Annotated in this window: 24 protein-coding genes; all 24 read left to right on the top strand. The window is 35.4% G+C overall.

What is annotated here, in order from left to right; translation table 11 throughout:
* Positions 1-59: 59 nt before the first annotated feature.
* Positions 60-1295 (top strand): cell division protein FtsA, encoded by a 1236-nt coding sequence (ftsA, locus tag HVS_RS10335; protein WP_101302018.1) that lies wholly within the window; start codon positions 60-62, stop codon positions 1293-1295.
* Positions 1296-1650: 355 nt separating this feature from the next.
* Entirely contained in the window at positions 1651-2751 is a 1101-nt protein-coding gene (gene ftsZ / locus HVS_RS10330; RefSeq protein WP_101302015.1) for a cell division protein FtsZ, read from the top strand.
* 395 nt (positions 2752-3146) lie between these two features.
* Positions 3147-4043, top strand: a complete 897-nt coding sequence (gene spoIIGA / locus HVS_RS10325; RefSeq protein ID WP_101302013.1) for a sigma-E processing peptidase SpoIIGA — start codon at positions 3147-3149, stop codon at positions 4041-4043.
* 51 nt (positions 4044-4094) lie between these two features.
* Positions 4095-4829: an RNA polymerase sporulation sigma factor SigE gene (gene sigE, locus HVS_RS10320; RefSeq protein ID WP_101302010.1), complete on the top strand. Its 735-nt coding sequence runs from the start codon at positions 4095-4097 to the stop codon at positions 4827-4829.
* Between the two features lie 156 nt (positions 4830-4985).
* Positions 4986-5759, top strand: a complete 774-nt coding sequence (gene sigG / locus HVS_RS10315) for an RNA polymerase sporulation sigma factor SigG (RefSeq protein ID WP_101302008.1) — start codon at positions 4986-4988, stop codon at positions 5757-5759.
* Between the two features lie 55 nt (positions 5760-5814).
* A complete protein-coding gene (locus HVS_RS10310; protein WP_101302006.1) occupies positions 5815-6060 on the top strand; it encodes a YlmC/YmxH family sporulation protein in 246 nt (81 codons plus the stop codon).
* 92 nt (positions 6061-6152) lie between these two features.
* Positions 6153-6608 (top strand): transcriptional regulator NrdR, encoded by a 456-nt coding sequence (gene nrdR, locus HVS_RS10305; RefSeq protein WP_101302003.1) that lies wholly within the window; start codon positions 6153-6155, stop codon positions 6606-6608.
* A 92-nt stretch (positions 6609-6700) separates the two neighbouring features.
* Complete coding sequence (locus HVS_RS10300) at positions 6701-7429, top strand: cohesin domain-containing protein (protein WP_101302001.1); 729 nt, start codon at positions 6701-6703, stop codon at positions 7427-7429.
* Between the two features lie 236 nt (positions 7430-7665).
* The gene (locus HVS_RS10295; protein ID WP_101301999.1) at positions 7666-9204 is read left to right on the top strand and encodes a YifB family Mg chelatase-like AAA ATPase; all 1539 of its coding nucleotides are present in this window, start codon (positions 7666-7668) and stop codon (positions 9202-9204) included.
* An 85-nt stretch (positions 9205-9289) separates the two neighbouring features.
* Positions 9290-10399 (top strand): DNA-processing protein DprA, encoded by a 1110-nt coding sequence (gene dprA / locus HVS_RS10290; RefSeq protein ID WP_101301995.1) that lies wholly within the window; start codon positions 9290-9292, stop codon positions 10397-10399.
* Positions 10400-10477: 78 nt separating this feature from the next.
* Complete coding sequence (gene topA / locus HVS_RS10285; protein ID WP_101301993.1) at positions 10478-12577, top strand: type I DNA topoisomerase; 2100 nt, start codon at positions 10478-10480, stop codon at positions 12575-12577.
* Positions 12578-12587: 10 nt separating this feature from the next.
* On the top strand, positions 12588-13907 hold the full coding sequence (gene trmFO / locus HVS_RS10280) for a methylenetetrahydrofolate--tRNA-(uracil(54)-C(5))-methyltransferase (FADH(2)-oxidizing) TrmFO (protein ID WP_101301990.1): 1320 nt from the start codon (positions 12588-12590) through the stop codon (positions 13905-13907).
* 313 nt (positions 13908-14220) lie between these two features.
* The gene (gene flgB, locus HVS_RS10275) at positions 14221-14634 is read left to right on the top strand and encodes a flagellar basal body rod protein FlgB (protein WP_101301988.1); all 414 of its coding nucleotides are present in this window, start codon (positions 14221-14223) and stop codon (positions 14632-14634) included.
* A gap of 3 nt (positions 14635-14637) precedes the next feature.
* Complete coding sequence (gene flgC, locus HVS_RS10270; RefSeq protein WP_101301985.1) at positions 14638-15072, top strand: flagellar basal body rod protein FlgC; 435 nt, start codon at positions 14638-14640, stop codon at positions 15070-15072.
* A 106-nt stretch (positions 15073-15178) separates the two neighbouring features.
* Positions 15179-15427 carry a flagellar hook-basal body complex protein FliE gene (gene fliE, locus HVS_RS10265; protein ID WP_235827779.1) on the top strand — a complete coding sequence of 83 codons (249 nt, stop codon included), beginning with the start codon at positions 15179-15181 and terminating at the stop codon, positions 15425-15427.
* 44 nt (positions 15428-15471) lie between these two features.
* Complete coding sequence (gene fliF, locus HVS_RS10260; RefSeq protein WP_101301982.1) at positions 15472-17031, top strand: flagellar basal-body MS-ring/collar protein FliF; 1560 nt, start codon at positions 15472-15474, stop codon at positions 17029-17031.
* A 101-nt stretch (positions 17032-17132) separates the two neighbouring features.
* Positions 17133-18104 carry a flagellar motor switch protein FliG gene (gene fliG, locus HVS_RS10255; protein ID WP_479715008.1) on the top strand — a complete coding sequence of 324 codons (972 nt, stop codon included), beginning with the start codon at positions 17133-17135 and terminating at the stop codon, positions 18102-18104.
* Positions 18097-18861 carry a FliH/SctL family protein gene (locus HVS_RS10250; RefSeq protein WP_101301978.1) on the top strand — a complete coding sequence of 255 codons (765 nt, stop codon included), beginning with the start codon at positions 18097-18099 and terminating at the stop codon, positions 18859-18861. The genes fliG and HVS_RS10250 overlap by 8 nt, the downstream gene beginning before the upstream one ends.
* Positions 18862-18889: 28 nt before the next feature.
* On the top strand, positions 18890-20197 hold the full coding sequence (fliI, locus tag HVS_RS10245; protein ID WP_101301975.1) for a flagellar protein export ATPase FliI: 1308 nt from the start codon (positions 18890-18892) through the stop codon (positions 20195-20197).
* 23 nt (positions 20198-20220) lie between these two features.
* On the top strand, positions 20221-20664 hold the full coding sequence (gene fliJ, locus HVS_RS10240) for a flagellar export protein FliJ (RefSeq protein WP_235827686.1): 444 nt from the start codon (positions 20221-20223) through the stop codon (positions 20662-20664).
* 24 nt (positions 20665-20688) lie between these two features.
* Positions 20689-21489 (top strand): MotE family protein, encoded by an 801-nt coding sequence (locus HVS_RS10235; protein WP_101301970.1) that lies wholly within the window; start codon positions 20689-20691, stop codon positions 21487-21489.
* Between the two features lie 99 nt (positions 21490-21588).
* Complete coding sequence (locus tag HVS_RS10230) at positions 21589-23049, top strand: flagellar hook-length control protein FliK (protein WP_159063444.1); 1461 nt, start codon at positions 21589-21591, stop codon at positions 23047-23049.
* A 16-nt stretch (positions 23050-23065) separates the two neighbouring features.
* Positions 23066-23947 (top strand): flagellar hook capping FlgD N-terminal domain-containing protein, encoded by an 882-nt coding sequence (locus tag HVS_RS10225; RefSeq protein WP_101301966.1) that lies wholly within the window; start codon positions 23066-23068, stop codon positions 23945-23947.
* Entirely contained in the window at positions 23947-24336 is a 390-nt protein-coding gene (locus tag HVS_RS10220) for a TIGR02530 family flagellar biosynthesis protein (RefSeq protein WP_101301963.1), read from the top strand. Before HVS_RS10225 ends, HVS_RS10220 begins: the two co-directional genes overlap by 1 nt.
* Position 24337 lies beyond the last annotated feature (1 nt).

Raw genomic sequence — 24337 nt, 5'->3', positions numbered from 1 at the left:
TAAATTTTCTTTCAATTATATTTGAATATAGATGAAATAGTTTAGGAGGCCTACATAAAGTGTATGATATAATATGTGCTATTGATATCGGCACATCAAAGGTATGTGCTGTAGTGGCTAAAGTGGATAAGTTTGGAAATATTGAAGTTTTAGCTAAATCAATGAAACCTTCCAACTGTGTAAAAAAAGGTGTTATTGTTGATATTGATGAAGCCTCTAGTGTCATAAGAAGCTGTATAGCAGAAATTAAAGCAATTAAAAATATTGAAATAAACTCCGCCTATGTAAATATAATGGGAAATCAAGTTAGCATAATCCCAAACAAAGCCTCAATTGAAACTTCAAGTGCAGGACATGAAATTAGTAAAAGAGACATTTTGAGAGTTTTGTCCGCCGTGGAAAGAGTGGAGCTTTCTAAGGATCGTCAGATTATAGATGTTGTTCCTATACAATACATTGTTGACGGCTGCGATGAAATTGTTGATCCGCTGGGGATGACAGGGCTAAGCCTTGAAGTTGAAGCTGACATTATAGCTGGAAAAATCACCTCTGTTCAAAATATAGTAAAAAGTATGCAAAAAGCCAATGTGGAAGTGGACGGCATTATTGTTGAGGCTTTGGCTATAAGTGAGTTATCCTTAACTTCTCAGGAAAAGGAGATGGGGGTTGTTTTAATTGATGTGGGTGGAAGCATAACAAATATTTCAGTATTTAAAAATGAAAAGGTGGTTTTTAATGATTCCATTCCTGTGGGGGGAGCCCACATAACAAATGATATATCAATAGGGCTTCGGATATCTTTGGATGAAGCTGAAAAGCTAAAGAGGGAATACGAACTTGCCCTTACTTCATTGATTAAAAATGATTATGAAATTACTGTAAATGACATAAATGACAATAAAAAAAGAGAAATAAAAGTATCCCAGGTTATTGAAATAATTGAAGCAAGGGTTCATGAAATTTTTTACTTATGCAAAGAACTACTGGATAAAAATGGCATATTAAATGGTTTTGATGGAACTGTTGTTTTAGCAGGCGGGGGAATTTCATATGTTGACGGCAATATGCAGCTGGCATATGAAGTTTTTGGTTTCCCTGTAAAAGTGGCAACTCATAAAGTGTCCGGCATTTCAAAACCTGAATATCTCACTTGTGCAGGTACAATAAAATATGCAGCTAAGAGAATGAAACTTAGCAAAAAAGAAAGTGAGAATAAAAACAAACTGCCAGAAGAGCCAAAAGAAAAGTTTAAAATTTTAAAAAAGATATACAAATTTTTTACTGGATTATTTTAGCGTTGACACTGTTTTTTTCAATATACTTATTATTGTTTTTAGATTATAATAAATATTATTGATAATGTTGTAATGTTAAAGAAAAATAAGACGATATAGTTTAAAAGTTTGGCAGGTTTGTTTTTTAAATAAGCCTTAATGTAATAAAAGTGTAAAAAAGTGCATCGAAAATTAAAATACAACCTTGCGTAACACTAAATAATAATATATTATTTAATTTGGGAGAATATATGCAAATGGCATTATATGCAAAAAACAGCTTGGAAAATAATAACTTGAGATTTTGTATAAAACAGTTGTATAAAACAGCATGGATGGGTAGTGCAATTACAAATGAGAAGAAGGGGGACTAAAGTTGCTGGAATTTGATGTTGATATGGAACAATTTGCGCAAATCAGGGTTATAGGCGTAGGTGGCGGTGGTAACAACGCTGTTAACAGAATGATTACAGCTGGGCTTCGTGGAGTTGAATTTATATCTATAAATACTGATAAACAAGCTTTGTTTTTATCTAAGGCAAATACCAAAATTCAAATTGGAGAAAAGCTTACAAAAGGCCTTGGGGCAGGAGCTAATCCTGAGATTGGTGAAAAGGCTGCTAATGAAAGCAGGGACGAGATTGCGCAGGCAGTAAAAGGTGCAGACATGGTTTTTGTGACAGCAGGTATGGGTGGGGGAACCGGAACGGGAGCGGCTCCGGTGGTAGCACAAATTGCAAAGGAAATGGGAATTCTTACTGTAGGAGTGGTAACTAAGCCTTTTATGTTTGAAGGCAGAAAGAGAATGCAGCAGGCAGAAAGAGGGGTTGAAGCTTTAAAAAGTACAGTTGATACATTAGTTACAATACCCAATGACAGACTTTTGCAAATTGCCGAGAAGAAAACTTCCATTGTAGAAGCATTTAAAATTGCAGACGATGTATTAAGACAAGGTGTGCAGGGTATATCTGACTTAATTGCCGTACCGGGATTGGTAAACTTAGACTTTGCAGACGTTAAGACTATTATGTTGGATACAGGACTTGCCCATATGGGTATAGGCAGGGCATCAGGGGACAACAGGGCAGAAGAGGCTGCAAAGCAGGCTATTCAAAGTCCTCTTTTAGAAACTTCCATTGAAGGGGCAAGGGGCGTTCTCTTAAATATTACAGGAGGACCTGATTTAGGTCTCTTTGAAGTTAATACTGCTGCTGAATTGGTGCAAAAATCTGCAGACCCGGATGCAAATATCATTTTTGGTGCTGTTATTGATGAAAACTTACAAGATGAGATATTGATTACTGTAATTGCAACGGGATTTGAAAAGTCACCTGTGCTGAAAAAACCTGAAAGTCCTGCATTAGCTAAAGAAGAAAAGTTATATACCGGCATTAACAGGGAAGAGCCGGTGGCAAGCCAGGTGGAAACAGATGAATTAGAAATTCCTACATTCTTAAGGAGAAACAGATTTAAATAACAGCAAAGGGAATAAAATTTAGAAGTTTCAAAACACCTACAAAAAATTAAATTAAAAGTAAGTATTTTAAAAATTATTAAAAAGGCACATGAAAATACATGGGTATTTTACGTGTGCCTTTTTATTTTATATTATTAAAACACATCCACACTTTTTTTAGCACAATCTCATCGAAATTTTTGTATATATTTAGTTTTTTTTCTACAGCTTCCTTTGACAAAATAAATATCATTTTAAATGTATAATTAATAATAAATAAACATGCTTTTGCATATAACTTATTAGGGTACCGTCTTTATATACATAAATTTGTATGTTTATATTTAATGTCTACATTTATATATAGATAAACCTTTTAAAATGAGTTTATATATTTTTCTTTAAGGAGGGTTAAAATGGAAATATACATCGATATATTGATACTGCAAAATGTTGTTATGAACTATTTAATATTGTTCATGACTTCTAAGCTGTCTAAAACTAGAATATCCAATTTACGCTTATTGTTAGGTTCTCTGGTGGGAGCATCTTATGTTGTGTTTTTGCTTTTATTTCCGGAGATGAAAATATATTATACTACAGTAGCAAAAATACTTCTTTCTTTATTTATTGTTGCTGTTACTTTTTATCCTCCTGAATTTAAAAGTTTTATGAGAATATTAGCTATATTTTACATATCGACTTTTATTTTTGCCGGCGCTGCCTTTGCATTTTTGTACTTTAATAAAACAGGCGGGCTGATTCAAAACGGCATATTTTATATTTTTGCTGATTCAAAATGGTCTATGATGTTTTTTTCATCGGTAACAGTTTGTATAATTGTAAAAATATTTTGGGATTTGATACAGGAAAGATTCATAAAAGACAATTTGTGTATACCATTAAAAATTGTATTCGAAAATGGCATCATTGATTTACATGCACTGGTGGATACAGGAAATTCCCTTCATGACCCGTTGACAAATGCTCCTGTTGTGGTAGTTGAGTTTAATGCAATAAAGGATATATTGCCGAAAGATATTCAAAACATATTTGAAGAGTCAAAAGAAGAGGATTTGGTACGTGCTACAGAAATAATTTCAGATTCAAAATGGTTTTCCCGGTTCAGGCTTATACCTTTTACATCTCTTGGAAAAGAAAACGGAATGCTTATAGGCTTTAAACCTGACTATATTGAAATAGGGGAGAATACTGACAAAAAGGGGGTATCCGATGTTATTATAGGCATTTACAACAGGACTTTGTCAAAAAACAATAACTACAATGCACTTTTAAGCCCGGAACTGGTTTAAAACCATATTTAACTAATATTTACACTAAATTATGAAGGGAGAAGCTTAATAATGAATATTTTAAAAAAATTAAAACTTTTTGCAATGATAAAATATATAAATTTTCTAAAAAGGTTTAAATTATACAAAAAACCACCTATTTACTATATAGGAGGAAGTGAAGCCCTTCCGCCACCTCTTAGCAATGATGAAGAAAGTTATCTTTTAAATAAACTTGAAAAAAGGGACTATGGTGTTAAATCCATTTTAATAGAAAGAAATTTAAGACTGGTTGTGTATATAGCCAGAAAATTTGAAAATACAGGTGTAGGGGTAGAAGATTTAATTTCCATTGGAACTATTGGCTTAATAAAAGCTATAAACACCTTTAATCCCTCTAAAAATATAAAATTGGCCACATATGCATCCCGCTGTATTGAAAATGAAATACTAATGTATTTAAGAAAAAATAATAGAATGAAGACAGAAGTATCAATAGATGAGCCTTTAAATATTGACTGGGATGGTAATGAATTGCTTTTATCAGACATTTTAGGTACTGAGAATGATTTAATTCACAGAACCATTGAAGATGAAGTTGACAAAGAATTATTAGAAATTGCAATGAAAAAGCTATCCATGAGAGAAAAGAAAATAGTGGAACTCAGGTTTGGACTTAATAACGGCGGTGTGGAAAAAACCCAAAAAGAAGTGGCTGATATGCTTGGAATATCCCAGTCATACATATCAAGGCTGGAAAAAAAGATTATAAGCAGGTTGAGAAAGGAGATAAGCAGGATGATTTAATCCTTAAAATACCATATTTTTTTAAATGTAGTAATTGCAATTGGTACAAGGTTTGTCAAGGTGTTTAGATGAAATTTTATGCCTTTTTTTACAGTATAAAAACAGCCTCTGTGGTAATAATGATACTGACTTAAATATATTGCCGGGAGGTTATTTATGCTAATCAATAAAGTTGAAATATGCGGAGTAAATACATCTAAACTGCCAGTATTGTCAAATGATGAAAAAAAGGTTCTCTTTGAAAGGATGCATAAAGGAGATGCCACGGCAAGAGAGGAATTTATCCGGGGAAATTTAAGGCTTGTACTAAGTGTTATTCAAAGATTTAACAATAGAGGGGAGTATGTTGACGACCTTTTTCAGGTAGGATGCATAGGTTTAATAAAAGCTATAGATAATTTTGATGTTTCCCAGAATGTGAAGTTTTCCACATATGCTGTTCCTATGATAATAGGAGAAATAAGAAGGTATTTGAGGGACAACAATTCAATCCGGGTAAGCAGATCCCTAAGGGATATTGCGTACAAGGCGCTGCAGGCAAAGGAAAGGCTTACAAACAAAAACTCAAAAGAGCCTACAATAGAAGAAATTGCAAAAGAACTTGGAATACCAAAAGAAGATATTGTATTTGCCCTTGATGCCATACAAGACCCTATTTCACTGTTTGAATCGGTGTACCATGACGGCGGGGACGCCATATACGTTATGGACCAGGTTAAGGATGAAAAAAACCACGATGAAAACTGGCTTGAAGGAATTGCATTAAATGAAGCAATGCGGAAGTTAAACGACAGGGAAAAGCTTATATTAAATTTAAGGTTTTTTGACGGAAGAACCCAGATGGAAGTGGCTGAGGAAATAGGAATTTCCCAGGCCCAGGTTTCACGTTTAGAAAAGACTGCACTAATGCATATGAGAAAATATATATAACCGGTATTTTTTTAAGTGTAAAAGGGGTCAATTTGTATTTGTGAGGTGCTTTATTATGAACAGGACATCGGATTTCAGGCAAAAGGAAGTTATAAATATCAGTGATGGCAAAAGACTTGGTTTTGTATGTGATGTGGAAATTGATTTAAAGAGCGGGAGGTTAGAGTCAATTGTAATCCCAGGTGGCAACAGGCTGTTCGGGATTTTAGGAAAAGACAGTGAGTACATTATACCTTGGGAAAGGATAAAAAAAATAGGAGAAGATATAATTTTGGTGGAAATAGATGAAAGGCTCATTTAAATCCCTTTATTGCGGATTTGTAAAGTATATAGTATAATAGGCTTTGAAGTTGTACTTTACGTTTTTTTAAAACTGTATTTTGGAGGATTGCTATGAAATGCCCGTATTGTGGATTTGATGAAGACAAAGTAATTGATTCAAGGCCTACCGAAGAAAACACTGCCATAAGGAGAAGGAGGGAATGTCTGGGCTGTCAAAAAAGGTTTACCACCTATGAAAAAGTAGAAAGCCTGCCTCTTATGGTTATTAAAAAGGATAAAACAAGACAGGTTTTCAATAGGGATAAGATTATGACAGGGCTTTTGAGGGCCTGCGAAAAAAGGCCTGTGTCCGTTAATGATTTGGAGAAATTAGTGGACAGTATAGAAAGCCAATTTTATAATTCTCTTCAAAGAGAAGTTACTTCAAAAGATATTGGGGAAATGGTAATGGCAAAACTTAAAAAACTTGATGAAGTAGCTTATGTAAGATTCGCTTCTGTTTACAGGCAATTCAAAGATATAAATACATTTATGGAAGAACTGAATAAATTGCTAAATGAGAAGTAGCAAAATAAGTCAAATCTATTTTTTTACTGACAAGCCCTCTTTGATATGGTATAATAATCATGTAAAAAAATATTATAACGAGGTGCATAACTATGAAAAAAATTGCGTTAGGTTTAGTTGCAGGCGTAGTTTTAAGCGCAGGTGTTTTTGCTTTTGCAGCAGCTAATCAATGGGTTGCAGTAAGTCCTAATTTTAAGGTACTTGTACGCGGCGATGTCTTTGAATCAGATCCTCCCCCGGTAGTTATAGAAGGAAGGACGTACTTACCCCTAAGGGCAATGGCTGAAGCTTTAGATGTTGATATTTATTGGGACGGGGATGCAAGGGAAGTACTTGTAGACATGGGCGTTAGCGACAGTGGAAATAAAGAAGAACCTAAAAAAGTTAAATATGAAGACATCAGTATAAAAAGCGATACAATTGAAGCTAAACCTGGAGATACTATAAAAATTCCCGTAAAATTTTCAAATGTACCTTCAGAAGGAATAAACAGCGGTTTTTTGAAGATATTATTTGATAATGATAAACTTGAAGTTTTAGATGTAGTGGGCGGGGAGATAATGAATGCCCCTGAAAAGGATTTTCAATTTAACATAATGAATGATAAGGGTGCAATTACTCTTTTATACGTTGAGGCAGAACAGCAGCGTAAAGGAATGATAACAAAGGACGGCACATTTATAACTATAGAAGCTAAGGTTAAGGAAAATGCATCAGAGGGTTCTGTAAAACTTTCTATAGACTCAGGTAATTTTGAAGATTATGATTTTAACCCTATTGGATTATCACCTTCACTAGGTGAAGTAATAATAAAAAAATAAATACATAAACTTTACACATAAAAAGTGGGGGGAAACACAACGGTTTCCTCCTGCTTTTTTAATATACGGCAAAAATATTATAACTTTTTCTATAATTTGTGATATAATATTCTTAAAGAAAGTCATTTTATCTAAAGAGGCATAATTCTTATTAATATCAAACCTTTTTATATTGTCATTTATATTACATTTAGTAAAAGCCCTACTTATAAAAATCTGGTCTTATGAGGTGAAATATGCTTTCTAAAATTAAAAGTCTGGGTTTAAAGGGTATGGATGGGTATGTTGTTTTAGTGGAAACAGACATATCCAACGGACTTCCGACTTTTGATATGGTGGGTTTAGGAGATACTGCCGTTAAAGAATCAAAAGAACGGGTAAGGGCAGCCATTAAAAATGCAGGATTTAAATTTCATGTAAATAAAATAACGGTGAACTTAGCACCGGCTGACAAAAGAAAAGAGGGTTCTGCCTTTGACCTTCCTATAGCACTGGGGATATTGGCGGCAACGGGACAGGTGAAACTTAGCAATACAGGAAATAGTGCTTTTTTAGGTGAATTGTCTTTAGATGGAGGAATAAAACCTGTTAAAGGAATACTTCCAATGACTATAAGTGCAAAGGAAAATGGGATTGAAAATATATTTTTGCCTGTGGAAAATGCAGATGAAGCGGCAATTGTATCAGGTATAAATGTCTATCCTGCAAAAACCATTAATGATGTTGTGAATCATTTAAACGGAATTGAAAGTATAGAAAAATATGATAGAGACAAGGATAATATTTTTAAATACAATATATCTTATGATGTGGACTTTTCTGACGTAAAGGGGCAGCAGGCTGTAAAGAGAGCCCTTGAAGTAGCGGCCTCCGGAGGGCATAACCTGATTATGGTGGGGGGACCGGGCTGCGGAAAGACCATGATGGCCAGGAGACTTCCAACAATACTTCCTTCTATGACTTTTGAAGAAGCTTTGGAAGTCACTAAAATTTACAGTATTGCAGGAGTGCTGCCGGAAAGGACACCTCTCATAACCCAAAGACCCTTCAGAGCACCTCATTATACCATATCAAGTGCAAGCCTTATAGGCGGGGGAAGAATTCCAAAGCCAGGAGAAATAAGCCTTGCCCACTATGGGGTTTTGTTTTTAGATGAGTTGCCGGAGTTTAATAAAAATGTATTAGAAGCTTTAAGACAGCCTTTAGAAGATGGTATTGTCACAATTTCAAGGGTTAATGCAACTTTAACCTACCCTGCAAGAACCACCTTAATATGTGCGGCAAATCCCTGTAAATGCGGTAATTACCTTGAACCTTCAAAGGAGTGTACCTGTACCCCTAAAGATATTCAGCAGTATTTTGGAAAGATTTCAGGTCCTTTGATGGACAGGATAGACATACATATAGAAGTTTCTTCTGTAAGTTATAAGGAGCTTAACAGTAAAGAAGAAAGTGAAAAATCCGAAGATATTAGAAAGAGGGTTAACAGGGCCAGAAAAATCCAGCAGGAAAGATATAAAGATATTAATATATATTCTAATGCAGAACTTTCCCATTCAATGATTAAGAAGTATTGCAAATTAGACGATAAATGTAAAAGTATATTGGAAAATGCATTTGAAAAATTGGGTTTAAGTGCAAGGGCTCATGGGAAAATACTTAAAGTTGCCCGGACAATAGCTGATATGGAAGAGTCAGAGGATATAAAGGTTAATCATTTGTTGGAAGCTATACAGTATAGAAGCCTTGACAGAAATAATGATATTTATACTTGACTATAAAATAAATACATGATAAATTGATTTGAGTAAATGGACAAAAAAGGCTTCATTTATTTATAAAATAAAGGAGTGCTAAAAGGTGGATGACAAGCTGTATTGGGTATGGCTTAGTTCAATTCCAGGCATTGGAGCAGTTAAATCAAAAAAACTTTTAGAGCATTTCCAAAGTCCTTACAACATCTGGAGAGCAGAGGAAAAACAGCTAATAGAATTGGACTTTCTTACAAACAGGGATGTTCACAATTTAGTAAGCAATAAAATAAAGGAAGATGCAAAGAAGCATTTAGAGAATATTTTTAAAAATGATATAAAAATTTTAACCATTAATGACCAGCTATACCCACCTTATCTTAAGCATATATATGATCCACCTGTTGTACTGTATGTAAAGGGAAGTCTTAAAAAGGACGAAAAATATTTAGCAGTTGTAGGTTCCAGAAGAGCCACTTCATATGGTTTGAGTATGGCTCAGACCATTTCAAGGGAGCTTACAGAGTATGGAATTACAGTTGTAAGCGGAATGGCTCGGGGGGTGGATTCCTATGCCCATAAGGGTGTTATTGGTGCCGGAGGAAGGACTATAGCGGTACTAGGTTGCGGTCTTGATATAGTATATCCTTATGAAAATAAAAATCTTATGCATTCCATTATAGAAAACGGAGCCTGTATATCAGAATATTTACCGGGAACAGCCCCTTTAGCAGGCAATTTTCCTGCACGCAACAGAATAATAAGCGGCATGTCCCTTGGGGTAATAGTAATTGAAGCAGGAGAGCGCAGCGGTTCCCTTATTACAGCTGATTTTGCCCTTGAACAGGGAAGGGAAGTATTTGCACTACCTGGAAATGTGTGCAGTTTAAAAAGTGCGGGAACCAACAGGTTAATTAAAGAAGGGGCAAAAATAATAACAAGTATTGAGGATATTTTAGAAGAAATAAATATAAATTTTAGCGATGAAAATATAGAAGAATTTTTTGAAAAGAATATTTTAGATGAAAAATTTTTCAGAGGACTTAACCAGGAAGAAAGGACGGTTGCATCATGTCTTAAAAATGAGCCTTCTAATATAGATTTAATATCTAAAAAGACAGGCTTTAGTGTTCAGCTTGTCAGTTCTATATTAATTATGTTAGAGTTAAAAGGGATAGTGGAACAGCTTCCTGGGAAGATATACAAATTAAAATATTAATATTTACTTGAGTAATGACAATATATAATATTATAATAATATATTGTTATCGGATATAATTTTAACTGGAGGAAAAAGATGGCTGAAAAATTAGTTATTGTGGAATCACCTGCAAAGGCAAATACCATTAGTAAATTTTTGGGAAAGGGCTACAAAATAGTTGCTTCTGTAGGACATGTGAGGGATCTTCCTAAAAGTCAGATAGGGATTGACATAGAAAAGCAGTTTGAGCCTAAGTACATTACCATAAGAGGAAAGGGAGAAATAATTGCAAAATTAAAAAAAGAAGCCAAAAATGCCAAAAAGATATATCTTGCCACCGACCCGGACCGGGAAGGTGAAGCTATTTCCTGGCATTTAGCCCATTTGCTTAAACTGGACAGTGAAGAAGAATGCAGGATAACTTTTAATGAGATAACAAAAAATGCAGTTAAAAATGCACTAAAATCCCCTAGAAAGATAGATATGTCCTTGGTTAATGCCCAGCAAGCCAGAAGGATATTAGACAGAATAGTGGGATATAAAATAAGTCCTCTTTTATGGAAAAAAGTTAAAAAGGGCTTAAGTGCAGGCAGAGTTCAATCGGTGGCAACAAGACTTATTTGTGACAGGGAAGAAGAAATAGAAAATTTTGTACCGGATGAGTACTGGAGCATAACAGCTGAACTTAAAAAAGAAAAGGACAAAACAACTTTTAATGCAAAGTTTTATGGAGCCGGAAAGAAAAAAATTGAATTAAAAAATGAAGAAGAAGTAAATAAAGTATTAGATGAGATAAAAAAAGAAAAGTTTGTAGTTGGGAAAATTAAAAAGGCTGAAAAGAAAAAGTCACCTGTTGCACCCTTTATAACAAGTACAATGCAGCAGGATGCCTCTAGAAAGCTTGGTTTTACAAGCAAAAAAACCATGATTGTGGCACAGCAGTTGTATGAAGGAATTGATATTAAAGGCATTGGTACAACAGGGCTTATTACTTATATCCGTACAGATTCTACAAGGATATCGGATGAGGCATTAGAGCAGACAAAGAGCTATATAGAAAAAAAATATGGAAAGGAATATTTATCTAATGAAAAGAGGGTATATAAGAGCAAGTCAAAAGCCCAGGATGCCCATGAGTGTATAAGACCCACTGATGTGAATGTACAGCCGGATGACATAAAAGACTCACTGTCAAGGGATCAGTACAGGCTTTATAAGCTTATATGGGAAAGATTTGTTGCAAGCCAAATGGCCTCTGCAATTTATGACACTGTGAGTGTGGATATTAATGCAGGGGAATACTTATTTAAAGGAAGAGGTTCAACAATTAAATTTAAAGGTTTCCTGGTGCTGTACCAGGAGAGCCAGGATAATGAAGAGGAAGAGGAAAATGCTATATTGCCTGAGCTTTCTGAAGGGGAAGTTTTAGAAAAGAAAAATATCATCCCCAAACAGCATTTTACCCAGCCCCCTCCAAGATATACCGAAGCAACACTGGTGAAAGCTTTAGAGGAAAGAGGTATTGGAAGACCCAGTACCTATGCTCCTATAATTTCAACCATTCAATCCAGGGGATATGTGGTAAAAGAATCTAAAGTGCTATTGCCCACAGAACTAGGAAAAATAGTAAATGACATTATGAAAACATGCTTTCCTGAGATAGTTGATATAGAGTTTACAGTGCAAATGGAGAAAAAGTTAGATGATATAGAAGAAGGGGATAAGGAATGGGTAGAAATTATTCAAAATTTTTATAACCAGTTTGTACCGATGCTGAAAGAAGCAGAAGAAAAAATAGGCAATATTGAAGTTCCGGATGAAGTTACAGATGAGATTTGTGAAAAGTGTGGAAGAAATATGGTTATAAAGATGGGACGGTATGGAAAATTTCTTGCCTGTCCGGGTTTTCCTGAATGCAGGAATGCAAAGCCCCTTTTAGAAGATGCAGGGGTAACCTGTCCTAAATGTAAAGGAAAGGTATATGTTAAAAAGACCAAAAAAGGCAAAAAATATTTAGGATGTGAAAACAATCCAAAATGCGATTTTATGACATGGGAAAAACCTGCAGGGGAAAATTGCCCTAAATGCGGTAATTTCTTAACCAAAAAGTATTCAGGGAAAAAAGCCCAGTTTAAATGCAGCAATGAAGAATGTGATTTTACCAAAGTTGGGGAAGATAAAAATAAAAAAGAGTAGGGATTAGGATATGGCTAATTATATAAGCGTAATAGGGGCAGGACTTGCCGGATGTGAAGCTGCCTGGCAAATAGCAAAAAGGGGGATAAAGGTAAAACTGTATGAGATGAAGCCGGTTTCATTTTCTCCGGCTCACAATTTAGATACTTTTGCAGAGCTTGTTTGCAGCAATTCCCTCCGCTCAAACCAGCTGGAGAATGCTGTTGGTCTTTTAAAGGAAGAGATGAGACTTCTTGATTCTTTAATAATGAAATGTGCGGATAAGACAAAAGTTCCGGCAGGTGGTGCCCTTGCTGTGGACAGGGAAGAGTTTTCAAAGCTTGTGACAGAGTATATTAAAAATAACGAAAACATTGAAGTGATACATGAAGAGGTAAAGGAGATTCCTAAAGAGGGAATAACTATAATTGCTACCGGGCCTCTAACTTCAGAGTCCCTTGCAAAGGCCATTGAAAATATGATTGGCAATAACTACCTTTATTATCTTGATGCAGCTGCACCAATTGTTACATTTGATTCCATTGATATGAGCAAGGCTTTTAAGGCGGCAAGGTACGGTAAAGGTACAGACGACTATATAAATTGCCCTATGACAAAGGAAGAATACGAAGCTTTTTGGGAGCAGCTGGTAAATGCCCAGGTGGCAGATGTTAAAGAATTTGAAAAGGATATGGTTTTTGAGGGATGTATGCCGGTAGAGAGGATGGCAAAAAGGGGAATTGACACATTAAGGTTTGGTCCTTTAAAGCCTGTAGGTCTAATTAACCCTTCTACAGGAAAAGAGGCGTATGCTGTTGTGCAATTAAGGCAGGATAATACATCAGGTACTCTTTATAATATGGTGGGTTTTCAGACCCAGTTAAAGTGGCCGGAGCAAAAAAGAGTGTTTAGAATGATACCCGGTCTTGAAAATGCTGAATTTGTAAGGTACGGTGTTATGCACAGGAATACTTTTATAAATTCCCCTAAACTTTTAGACTCTGTTTATCGATTAAAAGATAAACCCAATATATATTTTGCAGGTCAGATTACAGGTGTGGAAGGCTATGTTGAATCTGCATCATCGGGCTTAGTGGCAGGAATAAACGCTTCTATGGATATGTTAAATAAGGATAATGTTGTATTTCCAACAACTACAGCAATAGGAGGTCTTAGCCGTTATATATCGGACAAAAACATACAAAACTTCCAGCCTATGAATGTAAATTTTGGTTTAATGGACGGTCTTGAGGTAAAGATAAGGGATAAAAGGAAGCGGAATTATGAAATTTCAATGAGAGCCCTTAATGTTATTAAAAATATTATTTTAAATTTTACTGTTGAAATTTAAAATAAATTGTGATAATATCATTATAAGGTTGTTATCCTTAAAATTCATAAAATTCATTAAACAGTTCGAACAGTTTAACTTGTAAGGTTAGGATGGCTAAAAAATAAATTGCAGTATTTATACTGGAGGTTATTTTTTAGCTATTCTTTAAGTTTATTCAGTTTAAAGTGCGTTCCTTAAGTCACATTATAGTTATGCAAATTCTTATAATAAACTAAATATTTTGAAGTATTTTATACAGCATTAGCTCTACGTCTAAATATAAAACAAATTTTGCGCAGTCCCTTTAGGATATCTAAGGAGGTGTCTTTGGGTGCTTGAAAGAATACTGTACCGTACTAAGCCACTGGAAAAAACACTAGATGCAGCATTACTTAGGAACGAGGCCATTTCTCAAAACATATCTAATGTTGATACCCCTGATTATAAAAGGAAAACAGTGGTTTTTGAGGAATATCTTAATGATGCTTTGGGAAAAAACAGTATCAGTGGAATAAAAACAGATCACAGGCACATACCTATTGGTGCAAGAAATTTTGATGATATTGAAATAAGGGTAAGTGAAGATAAAAGCAACTTTGATATGAGGCTTGACGGCAATAATGTGGATATAGACAGTGAAATGGTACAACTTGCTAAGAACGCAATTAAGTATGAGGCACTAATTCAAAGAATAAGTTCTGATTTTCGCAGGATAAAATCTGTAATAAACGAAGGGAGAAGATGATAGATGGGTTATTTCAGGTCTCTTGATATAGCAGCATCAGGACTCACAGCTCAAAGACTCAGAATGGATACAATTTCCCAAAACATAGCAAACGTGAATACTACCAGGACTGAAAATGGCGAACCTTACAGAAGAAGAACCGTTATTTTTGAGGAAAAATCTCAAAACACTCCTTTTGCTGAGTATTTAAATGATGCAAATCAAGCAGGGAAAGGCGTAAGGGTTTCGCGGATTGTAGAGGACAATACGCCTTTTAAGAGGATATATGATCCAGGTCATCCAGATGCTGATGAAAATGGATATGTACTTATGCCAAATGTTGATGTTATTACTGAAATGGTGAATATGATATCAGCTACAAGGGCATATGAAGCAAATGTGACTGCAATAAACACTTCAAAAAATATGGCAATGAAAGCTTTAGAAATTGGAAGATAGTAGTTTTGCAGCATCTATTACATAGCCCTAAGGAGGAAGAAAAGTGGATATAAGGATTGTTAACCCTATAGGAAGGGAATTCGGGTCTGTTTCAGGTACAAGTCTTATAGGAAATAAATCCAATGAAAATATAATAGGGGGCTTTGCTGAGTATCTAAATAAAGCCCTTAAAAAAGTAAGTGATCTTGAAAAAGAATCCCAAATGTTAACTGAGGATTTTGCAGCAGGAAGAACTGATAACATTCATCAGGTTATGATTGCTGCAGAAAAATCAGAAATTGCCCTTCAGTTTACAATGCAGATAAGAAATAAGATTTTAGATGCTTATAATGAAATAATGAGAATGCAGATTTAAGACCAGCCTTACTAATGATGATAACCCTTAAAGGTGGTGTACTAATGCCGGAATCTCTCTCAAAGATACAAAATCAAATAAATGAATTATGGCAAAAACTTGACAAGTCTCAAAGAAATAGAATTCTGATAACCTCCGGTATTCTCCTGGTTGTTTTTACGGCAGCTATAATTATGCTTACAAGAACAACCTATGTACCCCTTATGGTGATTGAGGACTACAGGGATGCTCAGGAAATAGAAAGAGTTCTAGAAGAAAAAAACATAAAGTATAAACATGGAGACAGAGGAAGAATACTGGTGGATTCAAAGGATAAAAACAAGGCTGAATTTGCAATTGCATCTTCGGGACTTACTTCTTCAGGGATGACTTTTGAAGACGCCTGGAATTTACTTAGTATAAGTTCTACTGAAAGTGATAAAAAACAGTTGTGGCAAAATTTTAAAAGAAGTAGTTTAGTTGCCAAACTTAAAATGTTTGACAATGTAAAGGATGCTGACGTGGATTTGGCTTTACCTGAAGATTCTATGTTTTTTTCAGGGGACTCACCTAAGGAAGCAACCGCCTTTGTAAGAATTACACCAAAGGGGGAAATTACTCCCGAGCAGGTAAACGGCATTATCCGGGTTGTGGCATCTTCCATTGAAGGATTAGAGCCAAAAAATGTTACAGTTGTAGATAACAATTTTAACATTTTAAATTCTGATATGGAAGAAGGGATTAATGTCCCGTCTACCCAATATAAGCTCACTGCTAAAGTAAAGGAAGATTTAGAGAGAAATATAAGAAAACTCTATTCAGGACGCTCAAACAACTATGATTTTATAAGTGTCGTTGCAAATCCTGTTTTAGATTTTGACCAGGTTTCAACAACGAGGAATGAAATAGAAAAGCCCACAGGTCTTGATGAAGCAATAGTAAGCAGCCAGACAACTAAAGAGACCTTAGAAAACGGTACCGGAGGGAATGCTCCGCCGGGGATGGATTCCAATCCGGGAGTGGGTGAGATACCTGAATATCCTATGGATGGGGGAGAAAATTCTTCATATGAAAAGAAGACTGAAATAATAAACAGAGTATTTACTGAAACTTTAACCAAACAAGAAAAAGCAATAGGGATACTTAATCCTGAAAAATCTTCAATGACTGTAGCCCTTTGGTATGGTCAGAGAGTTCCCGATGACAGTAATATTACTCCTGAGTTTATAGAACAGCTCAGGGAAGATGTGAGCAATGCAACAGGAATACCGGTTTCAAGAATTTCAGTGAGTAAATACCCGTTAGCTCCGGAAGAGGAAGTTGTAGAACCATGGAGTGACAGGATAAAGAGATTTATTGATACATATGGGTTTTTTATATTGATGATTTTGCTTATAATTGCTTTGATGATTGCAGTGATGCCAAGAAAGAAAGAGGATACCGGGCTTGTACCGGAACTTGCTACAGCGGACGGGCCGGACTTGGCAGTACCTGAAGAACAGCTTCCGGAAATCACCCTTGAAGAAAGTTCAGAAGTTAAAAAGCAAATTGAAAGGCTTATCAAAGAAAAGCCAGATGCAGTTGCAAATCTTTTGAGAAATTGGTTTGCCGATGATTATGATTAAGTTTATAGTATTGGCTAATAATTACAGACAAAGTTTGGGGGTAGTACATAGTGGCTCACAGAGGAACAAAAGCGGAACTTACAGGCAGGGAAAAAGCTGCAATGCTGCTTATTGCACTAGGACCGGAAAAGTCAGCAGAGATATTTAAGTATCTTAAAGAAGAAGAAATAGAACAGCTAACTTTGGAAATAGCCAATATAAGAACTGTAAGTCCGGAACAAAAGGAAAAAGTTTTAGAGGAGTTTTACCAGATTTGCCTTGCTCAGGAGTATATAGCTGAAGGCGGGATAAATTATGCAAAGGAAATACTTGAAAAGGCTTTAGGAACACAAAAGGCATTAGATGTCTTAAATAAACTTACGGTGTCCCTTCAAGTCAGACCTTTTGATTTTGTGAGAAAAGCAGATCCTTCACAGCTTCTCAATTTTATTCAAAATGAACATCCTCAGACAATAGCTTTAATTTTAGCTTATCTGAGACCCCAGCAGGCATCTGTGGTACTTGCGGCACTCCCACAGGAAAAGCAGGCAGATGTAACCAGGAGAATTGCCACCATGGACAGGACATCTCCTGAAGTTATAAAAGAAATTGAAAGAGTTTTAGAAAAGAAATTGTCTGCCCTTGTTACAGAAGACTTTACTGCTGCAGGTGGTGTGCAGGCAATTGTTGATATATTAAACAATGTGGATAGGGGAACCGAAAAGAATATAATGGAAACTCTAGAAATTGAAGATACAGAATTGGCAGAAGAAATCAAAAAGAGAATGTTTGTATTTGAAGATATCGTTACACTGGATCCACGTGCAATTCAAAGATTTCTTAGAGAGGTTGAAAATACACAACTTGCAATTGCTCTGAAAGGGCCGGTATCGGAAGGAGTTAAAAACAAAATATATGCTAATATGTCTAAACGTATGGCTGAAATGATTAAAGAGGAAATAGAATTTATGGGTCCTATGAGGCTTAAAGATATTGAAGAAGCACAGCAGAAAATTGTTAACATCATAAGGAAACTTGAGGAAGCAGGCGAAATAGTAATTTCCAGAGGAGGAGGCGACGAAGTCTTTGTATAACAAGATATTCAAAAGTTACCAGATAAGTGTCGGGGTTCCTATACAGATAAAAAGTCCGGTTAATTACAACAATGTTAAAAAAGCAAATAATTTAAAATTTGATGTACTGCCAAATATAGATGATATTAAGGAAGAAGAGGCTTATGAAAAAATTATACACAGGGCAAAAGAAGAAGCAGAGGCCATCATTAAAGAAGCAGAACGTGAGGCGGTTAAGCTTATTGAAGTAGCCCAAATTGAGGGGGACAAATTAAAAAAGTCCATTGAAGATGAGGCAAGGGCAGAGGGTTTTAAAAAAGGTTATGAAGAGGCTAAAAGGCAGTATGAAAGTTTAATAGAGGAAGCAGAAGAAATAAAAAAGAATGCAGAGGAAGAGTACAGGGAACTTTTAAATGGTGTGGAAAGTGATGCTGTAAATGTGATTTTAGATATTGCAAAAAAAGTAATAGGCGAAGAAATTTCTTTAAATAAAGATATTATTTTAGAAGTCTTGAGAAAAGGCTTTGAAAAGTGTTCCAATAAAGATGACATAACAATTAAAGTTTCACCGGAAGACCATGATTTTGCGGTGAAAAACAGGGAAAAAATTCTCTCTTTAGCAGGAGGGGTGGGGAAACTTGACATAAAGAAAGACCCTTCTTTAAATGCAGGGGACTTAATAATTGAAACACCTTATGGTTCTGTGGATGCAGGTATTTCTACAAAACTTAAAAAAATTGAGGACACTTTTACAAAGCTTATAGGGAAAAAATCTTAAAAATACCTTTAAATTAGAAGGAGCTGCTATGTCAGGTATAAATCTTTTAAAGTATCAAAAAGCTTTAGAAAGCAGTGATTTTATAGAGTGCAGCGGAAAAGTATCTAAGGTGGTAGGACTTACAATTGAATCTGTTGGTCCTGAAGTTAATATTGGTGAACTTTGCAAAATAAAAGGGCAAAAAAAGACCATATTGGCAGAGGTGGTAGGGTTTAAAGATAACAAAGTGCTTTTGATGCCCTTAGGAGATATGAGTGGAATTGGTCAGGGTAGTACAGTGATTTCAACAGGAGAATTTTTACGTGTAGAAGTTGGAAAAAACTTAGTGGGAAGAGTTATTGACTGGATGGGAAATCCTATTGATGACAAAGGAGATATTAAAGCAGAGTGCTATTACCCGGTTGACAACCCGCCACCCCTGCCTTTAGAAAGAAACAGGATAAAACAGCCGCTACCTTTGGGGATAAAGTGTATAGATGGTCTTTTGACGGTGGGCAAGGGTCAGAGGGTAGGTATATTTGCAGGAAGCGGTGTGGGTAAAAGTACACTTATGGGTATGATAGCAAGGAATGCAAAGGCTGATGTTAACGTAATTGCTTTAATAGGAGAGCGTGGCAGAGAGGTAAGGGAATTTATAGAAAAGGATTTGCAGAAGGAAGGTTTAAAAAGATCCGTTGTGGTGGTAGCAACTTCTGACCAGCCTGCACTGATAAGACTAAAAGGAGCACTGGTGGCTACAGCTGTTGCGGAATATTTCAGGGATCAGGGAAAAGATGTACTGCTTTTAATGGATTCTTTGACCAGGTTTGCAATGGCTCAGAGGGAAGTGGGGTTGGCAGTAGGAGAGCCCCCGGTATCAAGAGGGTATACACCTTCAGTTTTTGCCGTTCTTCCTAAACTTTTAGAAAGGGCAGGAAACTCAGATAAAGGTTCTATAACAGGTCTATATACAGTTCTTGTTGATGGTGATGATTTAACAGAGCCGGTAACGGACACCGCCAGGGGAATTTTAGATGGGCATATTGTTTTGTCAAGGAGCTTAGCCAACAAAAACCAATACCCTGCAATAGATGTTTTAGCAAGTGTCAGCAGGGTTATGTCTGAAATTGTAACTGATGAACACAAAAAAATTGCTGCGGAAATAAAAAAAGTAATGGCAGTGTACGGCGATGCTGAAGACCTTATAAATATCGGGGCATATGTTAAAGGAAGCAATGAGAAAATTGATTATGCAATAGATGTTATAGACGATATAATAGGCTTTATTGAACAGGAAGTAAATGAAAAATTTGAATACAATGAAGTGATAAATAGGCTAAAAATTATTTTAAAGTAGAAGTTTAGAGGCTGGTGGTGCAAATGGGCTTTGTATTCAGACTGCAGTCAGTTCTAAATATAAAAAAACAAATAGAAGACGGTCTTAAAAATGACTTGGGTAAAGCCATTATTGAATATGAAAACCAGAAAGAAATTTACAATAAAATTGAAGAGGAAAAGAAAAACTATGTAGACTCTGTTAAGACAAAATCCCAGGAAGGTATTAGTGTAGGGGATTTGCAAAAATATGGAAACTACATTGGTTTTTTAAACAATAAAGCTAAAGAGCAGATGGTGAATGTTAAGAATGCACAGGATAATGTCGATAGATATAGAGAAAAACTTATAAAAGCTTCACAAGAAAGGAAAATAATGGACAAATTACGTGAAAAAAAATATACGGAGTATATAAAAGGGCAGTTTAAAAAAGAGCAGCAGATTAGTGAAGAAATTTCAAATTACAAATACGTTGAAAATTTAGGATAATTTTAACTAAAGCAGGAGATAAAAATGGCAAAGAAAATAAAAAATATTTATAAAGGCTTAAATGAAAATAATGAAAAAAATAGTTTTTTATTTGGGCTGTTTGCATTTCTTACAGCATTAGCCGTTGTAATTGTAATAGTTTTAGGAGTTTTAAGTCTTATTATAAAAAGTAATTTTAACGGTATAGCAGATAACAACAGAAATGAAATCAAAAAAATCCCCATTTTAAGGAGGGCTTTGCCAGAAGCTCCTGAGGACTATGATCCCTATGACCCAAAAAACTTGTCTGAAAAAGAGTTGATAGAGGCATATGAAGAGTTTAGAAAAAGAAACGGTGAACTTATAAAAGAGATGGAAGAAATGGAGAAAACCATTTCAGAGCTCAAAAATATAGAGGATGAATATAAAGAGCTGGAAGATAAATATGAAAAATTAAAGAAGGATTTTGAAAGTGAAAAGAGTCGCATCAGCGAAAAAGAGTTAATAGCTGACAGGATACTGGCATCCGGGAATCCGGAAGATTTTAAAGAATACTTTGCAATGATTAATCCTGAAAATGCTCAAAAAATATATGAAGAGATAATTATACAAGAGGCAAAAGATGAAGAAGCTATGGAGTTTGCAAGGATTTATCAAAATATGGATGCCGGTGCAGCAGCTAAAATATTTGAGGAACTTGGGGATGCAAAAATTGATTTGGTTGTTGAAACACTAAAAAATATGAACAATAAAAATGCAGCACTTATATTAGAGGAAATGAATGAAAGCTATGCAGCTAAAGTTACCGGAAAACTTTCAGAAAAGTACAATGTGGTATTGGAATAGCGGTGCTGGAAAAACATAAAGTTTATAAATCCAATGGATAAGACAGTGGCTTATGTCACTGACTTTATAAAAAAACAACCGTAATAAGGAGGTGAGATGATGGTAGAAAGGAGCTTAGCTTCAAGTCTTTTTTCAATATCCTCTGGCAGGGCAGAAGGCTTTTATAAAAAAGCTAATGACAATTCCTTTTCCATGTTCAGCAATGTCTTAAATGATGCCGTTGACAGAAACTTAAATGCCGGTAAAGGCAAAAAGACTGCTTTATCCGGCAGTACTAAAAAGGAAAACATTAGTCTAAAGGCAGATTCAAGTTCTCAAACTGAATCAAAAAAAGAAGCAGTAACAACCAAAAGGACAAACAGCTCTAAAGAATCAGAAACTTTAAAAGACAATGAAAAGAAAGAGGCTATAAAGAAGTATCTGGCAGAAAACTTAGGAATAAGCATCCAGGATTTAGAACTCTTACTTAGGGAATTTCAAATTGACATTTTAAATTTTGATGAAAATCTAGAATCATTTAACAGTTTAAAAGAGTTCTTAGGTCTTGACTTAAGTGAAGAAAAGGCATTGCTAAAACTTATAGGGATGGCAAAAGAAGAAGCTGGAGAACAAGGGGTTTTTATAACAGAGAATTTAGAAGCAAATGAAAGCAGGGAAAACTGGATAGAAATCCAGGGCTTTCAAGTGGAAGTAAAAGAAGATACAGCAAATACTGACATGGAAAAATTAAGCTTTAAAATTAAAGAAAGCTTAAAGGAGTTGTCCGGTAAAGACAATGAGGATCTTTCAGAAAAATTATATGAAAATGAAGAAAAAATCATGGAAAGCACCAAACCTTCAATTGAAAAGGCTGAAGCAGAAGTAAAGAAAGATGAAGTATTAGATGCTAAAGGTTACAACAAGTATGCAGAGACAAAAAAGGTAATTTCACAAAAAAACAATTTAGATACCGATGAAGAAAGCAAGATGGAGGGGCATTTATTTCACCGGGATGACATAGCACCGGAGAAAAAGGATGAAGACTTAAGCCAGATGGAATTTAGAAACTTGTTTTCTGAAAACATAAGTGGTGTTGACCGGCTGAAAGAGACAGCTGTAAGTCAGAAAACAGAAGCCGTTCCCAGAAGGGAAATAGCATTTCAAATTGTAGAAAAAGCAAAAGTCCTTCTAACCGGGGACAAAAGTGAAATGATTATGGATCTAAAGCCTGACCATCTTGGTAAATTGTCATTAAAACTTGTAACAGAAAGAGGAATTGTAGTTGCTAAATTTGTTGCAGAAAACGAAGAAGTACGTGCAGCAATAGAAGCAAATATGGACACATTAAAAGAATCACTGGAAAAGCAAGGATTTTCCATACAGGAATTCAGTGTATCTGTAAATCACAATAAAAGCAGAAACCAGGACGGATACCGTGAAAATCAAAAGGTATTGACAAAACAGGAAAGGGAAGACAGAGGAGCAATAACAGGCAATGTGACCGGCAGGGATGTGGAGATGGAAATTCTTAAAACCAATCCATACCAATTAAATGGAAGCAGTATAAATTTAATTGCCTGAGGAAAGGAGGTCAGATATGGCTGTAAATGGTGTATCACATCAAAAAACCATACAGGATATTATAAATGCAACAGAGAATAAGGCTAAAGAAAGAAATACCGGAAACGGCCTTGGAAAAGATGATTTTTTAAGGCTGTTAATTACCCAGCTTACCCATCAGGACCCTATGAATCCTGTGGACGACAAGGAATTTATCGCCCAAATGGCTCAGTTTAGTGCATTAGAGCAAATGCAGAATATGAGCAGTGATTTTTCTCAAATAAAAGCTTTCAGCATGATTGGAAAAACTGTGACTGCTTCTGTAATCAATAAAGGGACAAATGCGAAAGAGCTGGTACATGGTATAGTTGAAAGCGTAACTATAGAAAACGGCAAGTCGGTTTTAAGTGTTAACGGAAAAGATGTACCGGTTGACAGTATTATTTCCGTTGAAGATGAAAGTATAACATACAATTATGAAGACATATCAAAATATGCAGGTCTTATAGGTCACAAAGTTGAGGGTATTTTATACGACAGTTCCACATCTGACATGATTGGGGTGGCCGGTGTTCTAAAAGAAATTCAAAGAGGAATATATGAAAACTACGGAGTTTTAGACGGAGTATCTGTAAATGTTGCAGCTATAAACACTGAGCATCCGTCAACTGACCCGGATTTTAGGACAAATTATTTAAACAGCAATATAGGACAAAAAGTAAATTTAATTATTTCTGACGGCAAAGGTACTGAAGTTCCTGTCACAGGAATTTTAAACTGCTTTAACGTGGAAGACAGCGGTAGGATAACAGCAGTTTTAGACGGAGTGCAAATATCAGTTGACAGCATTTACAAAATAAAAGAAAGACCGGACAGCATAAATGAAGATACAGCCGGTGAGGGAGGGGAAGCGGGATAATGATTATAAACAATAATTATTATGCCAATGTGGGAAGAATATCCCGTCAAAATAAAGCTGACCTTCCAAAAAGACCTGAGAGCCGGCAGATTGGAAGTTTTGAAGAGATACTTAAAAGCAAGACAGAAGAAAAGCTTAATGTGACATTTTCAAAACATGCAAAAGAAAGGCTTGAAAGCAGGGAAATTAAACTTACCGACGCACAAAAGGAAAAAATATCAAAGGCCATCGAAAAAGCCAGAAACAAAGGAGTAAGGGATTCACTTGTATTGATGGATAATATGGCATTTGTGGTAAGTGTAAAAAACAATGTAGTTATAACCGCCGTAAACAATGAAGAGCTTAAGGAAAATGTATTTACCAATATTGACGGTGCAGTAATAGTATAAA

It is taken from the genome of Acetivibrio saccincola, from assembly GCF_002844395.1.
Lineage (GTDB): Bacteria > Bacillota > Clostridia > Acetivibrionales > Acetivibrionaceae > Herbivorax > Herbivorax saccincola.
This window is presented reverse-complemented; position numbering and strand designations above follow the sequence as displayed.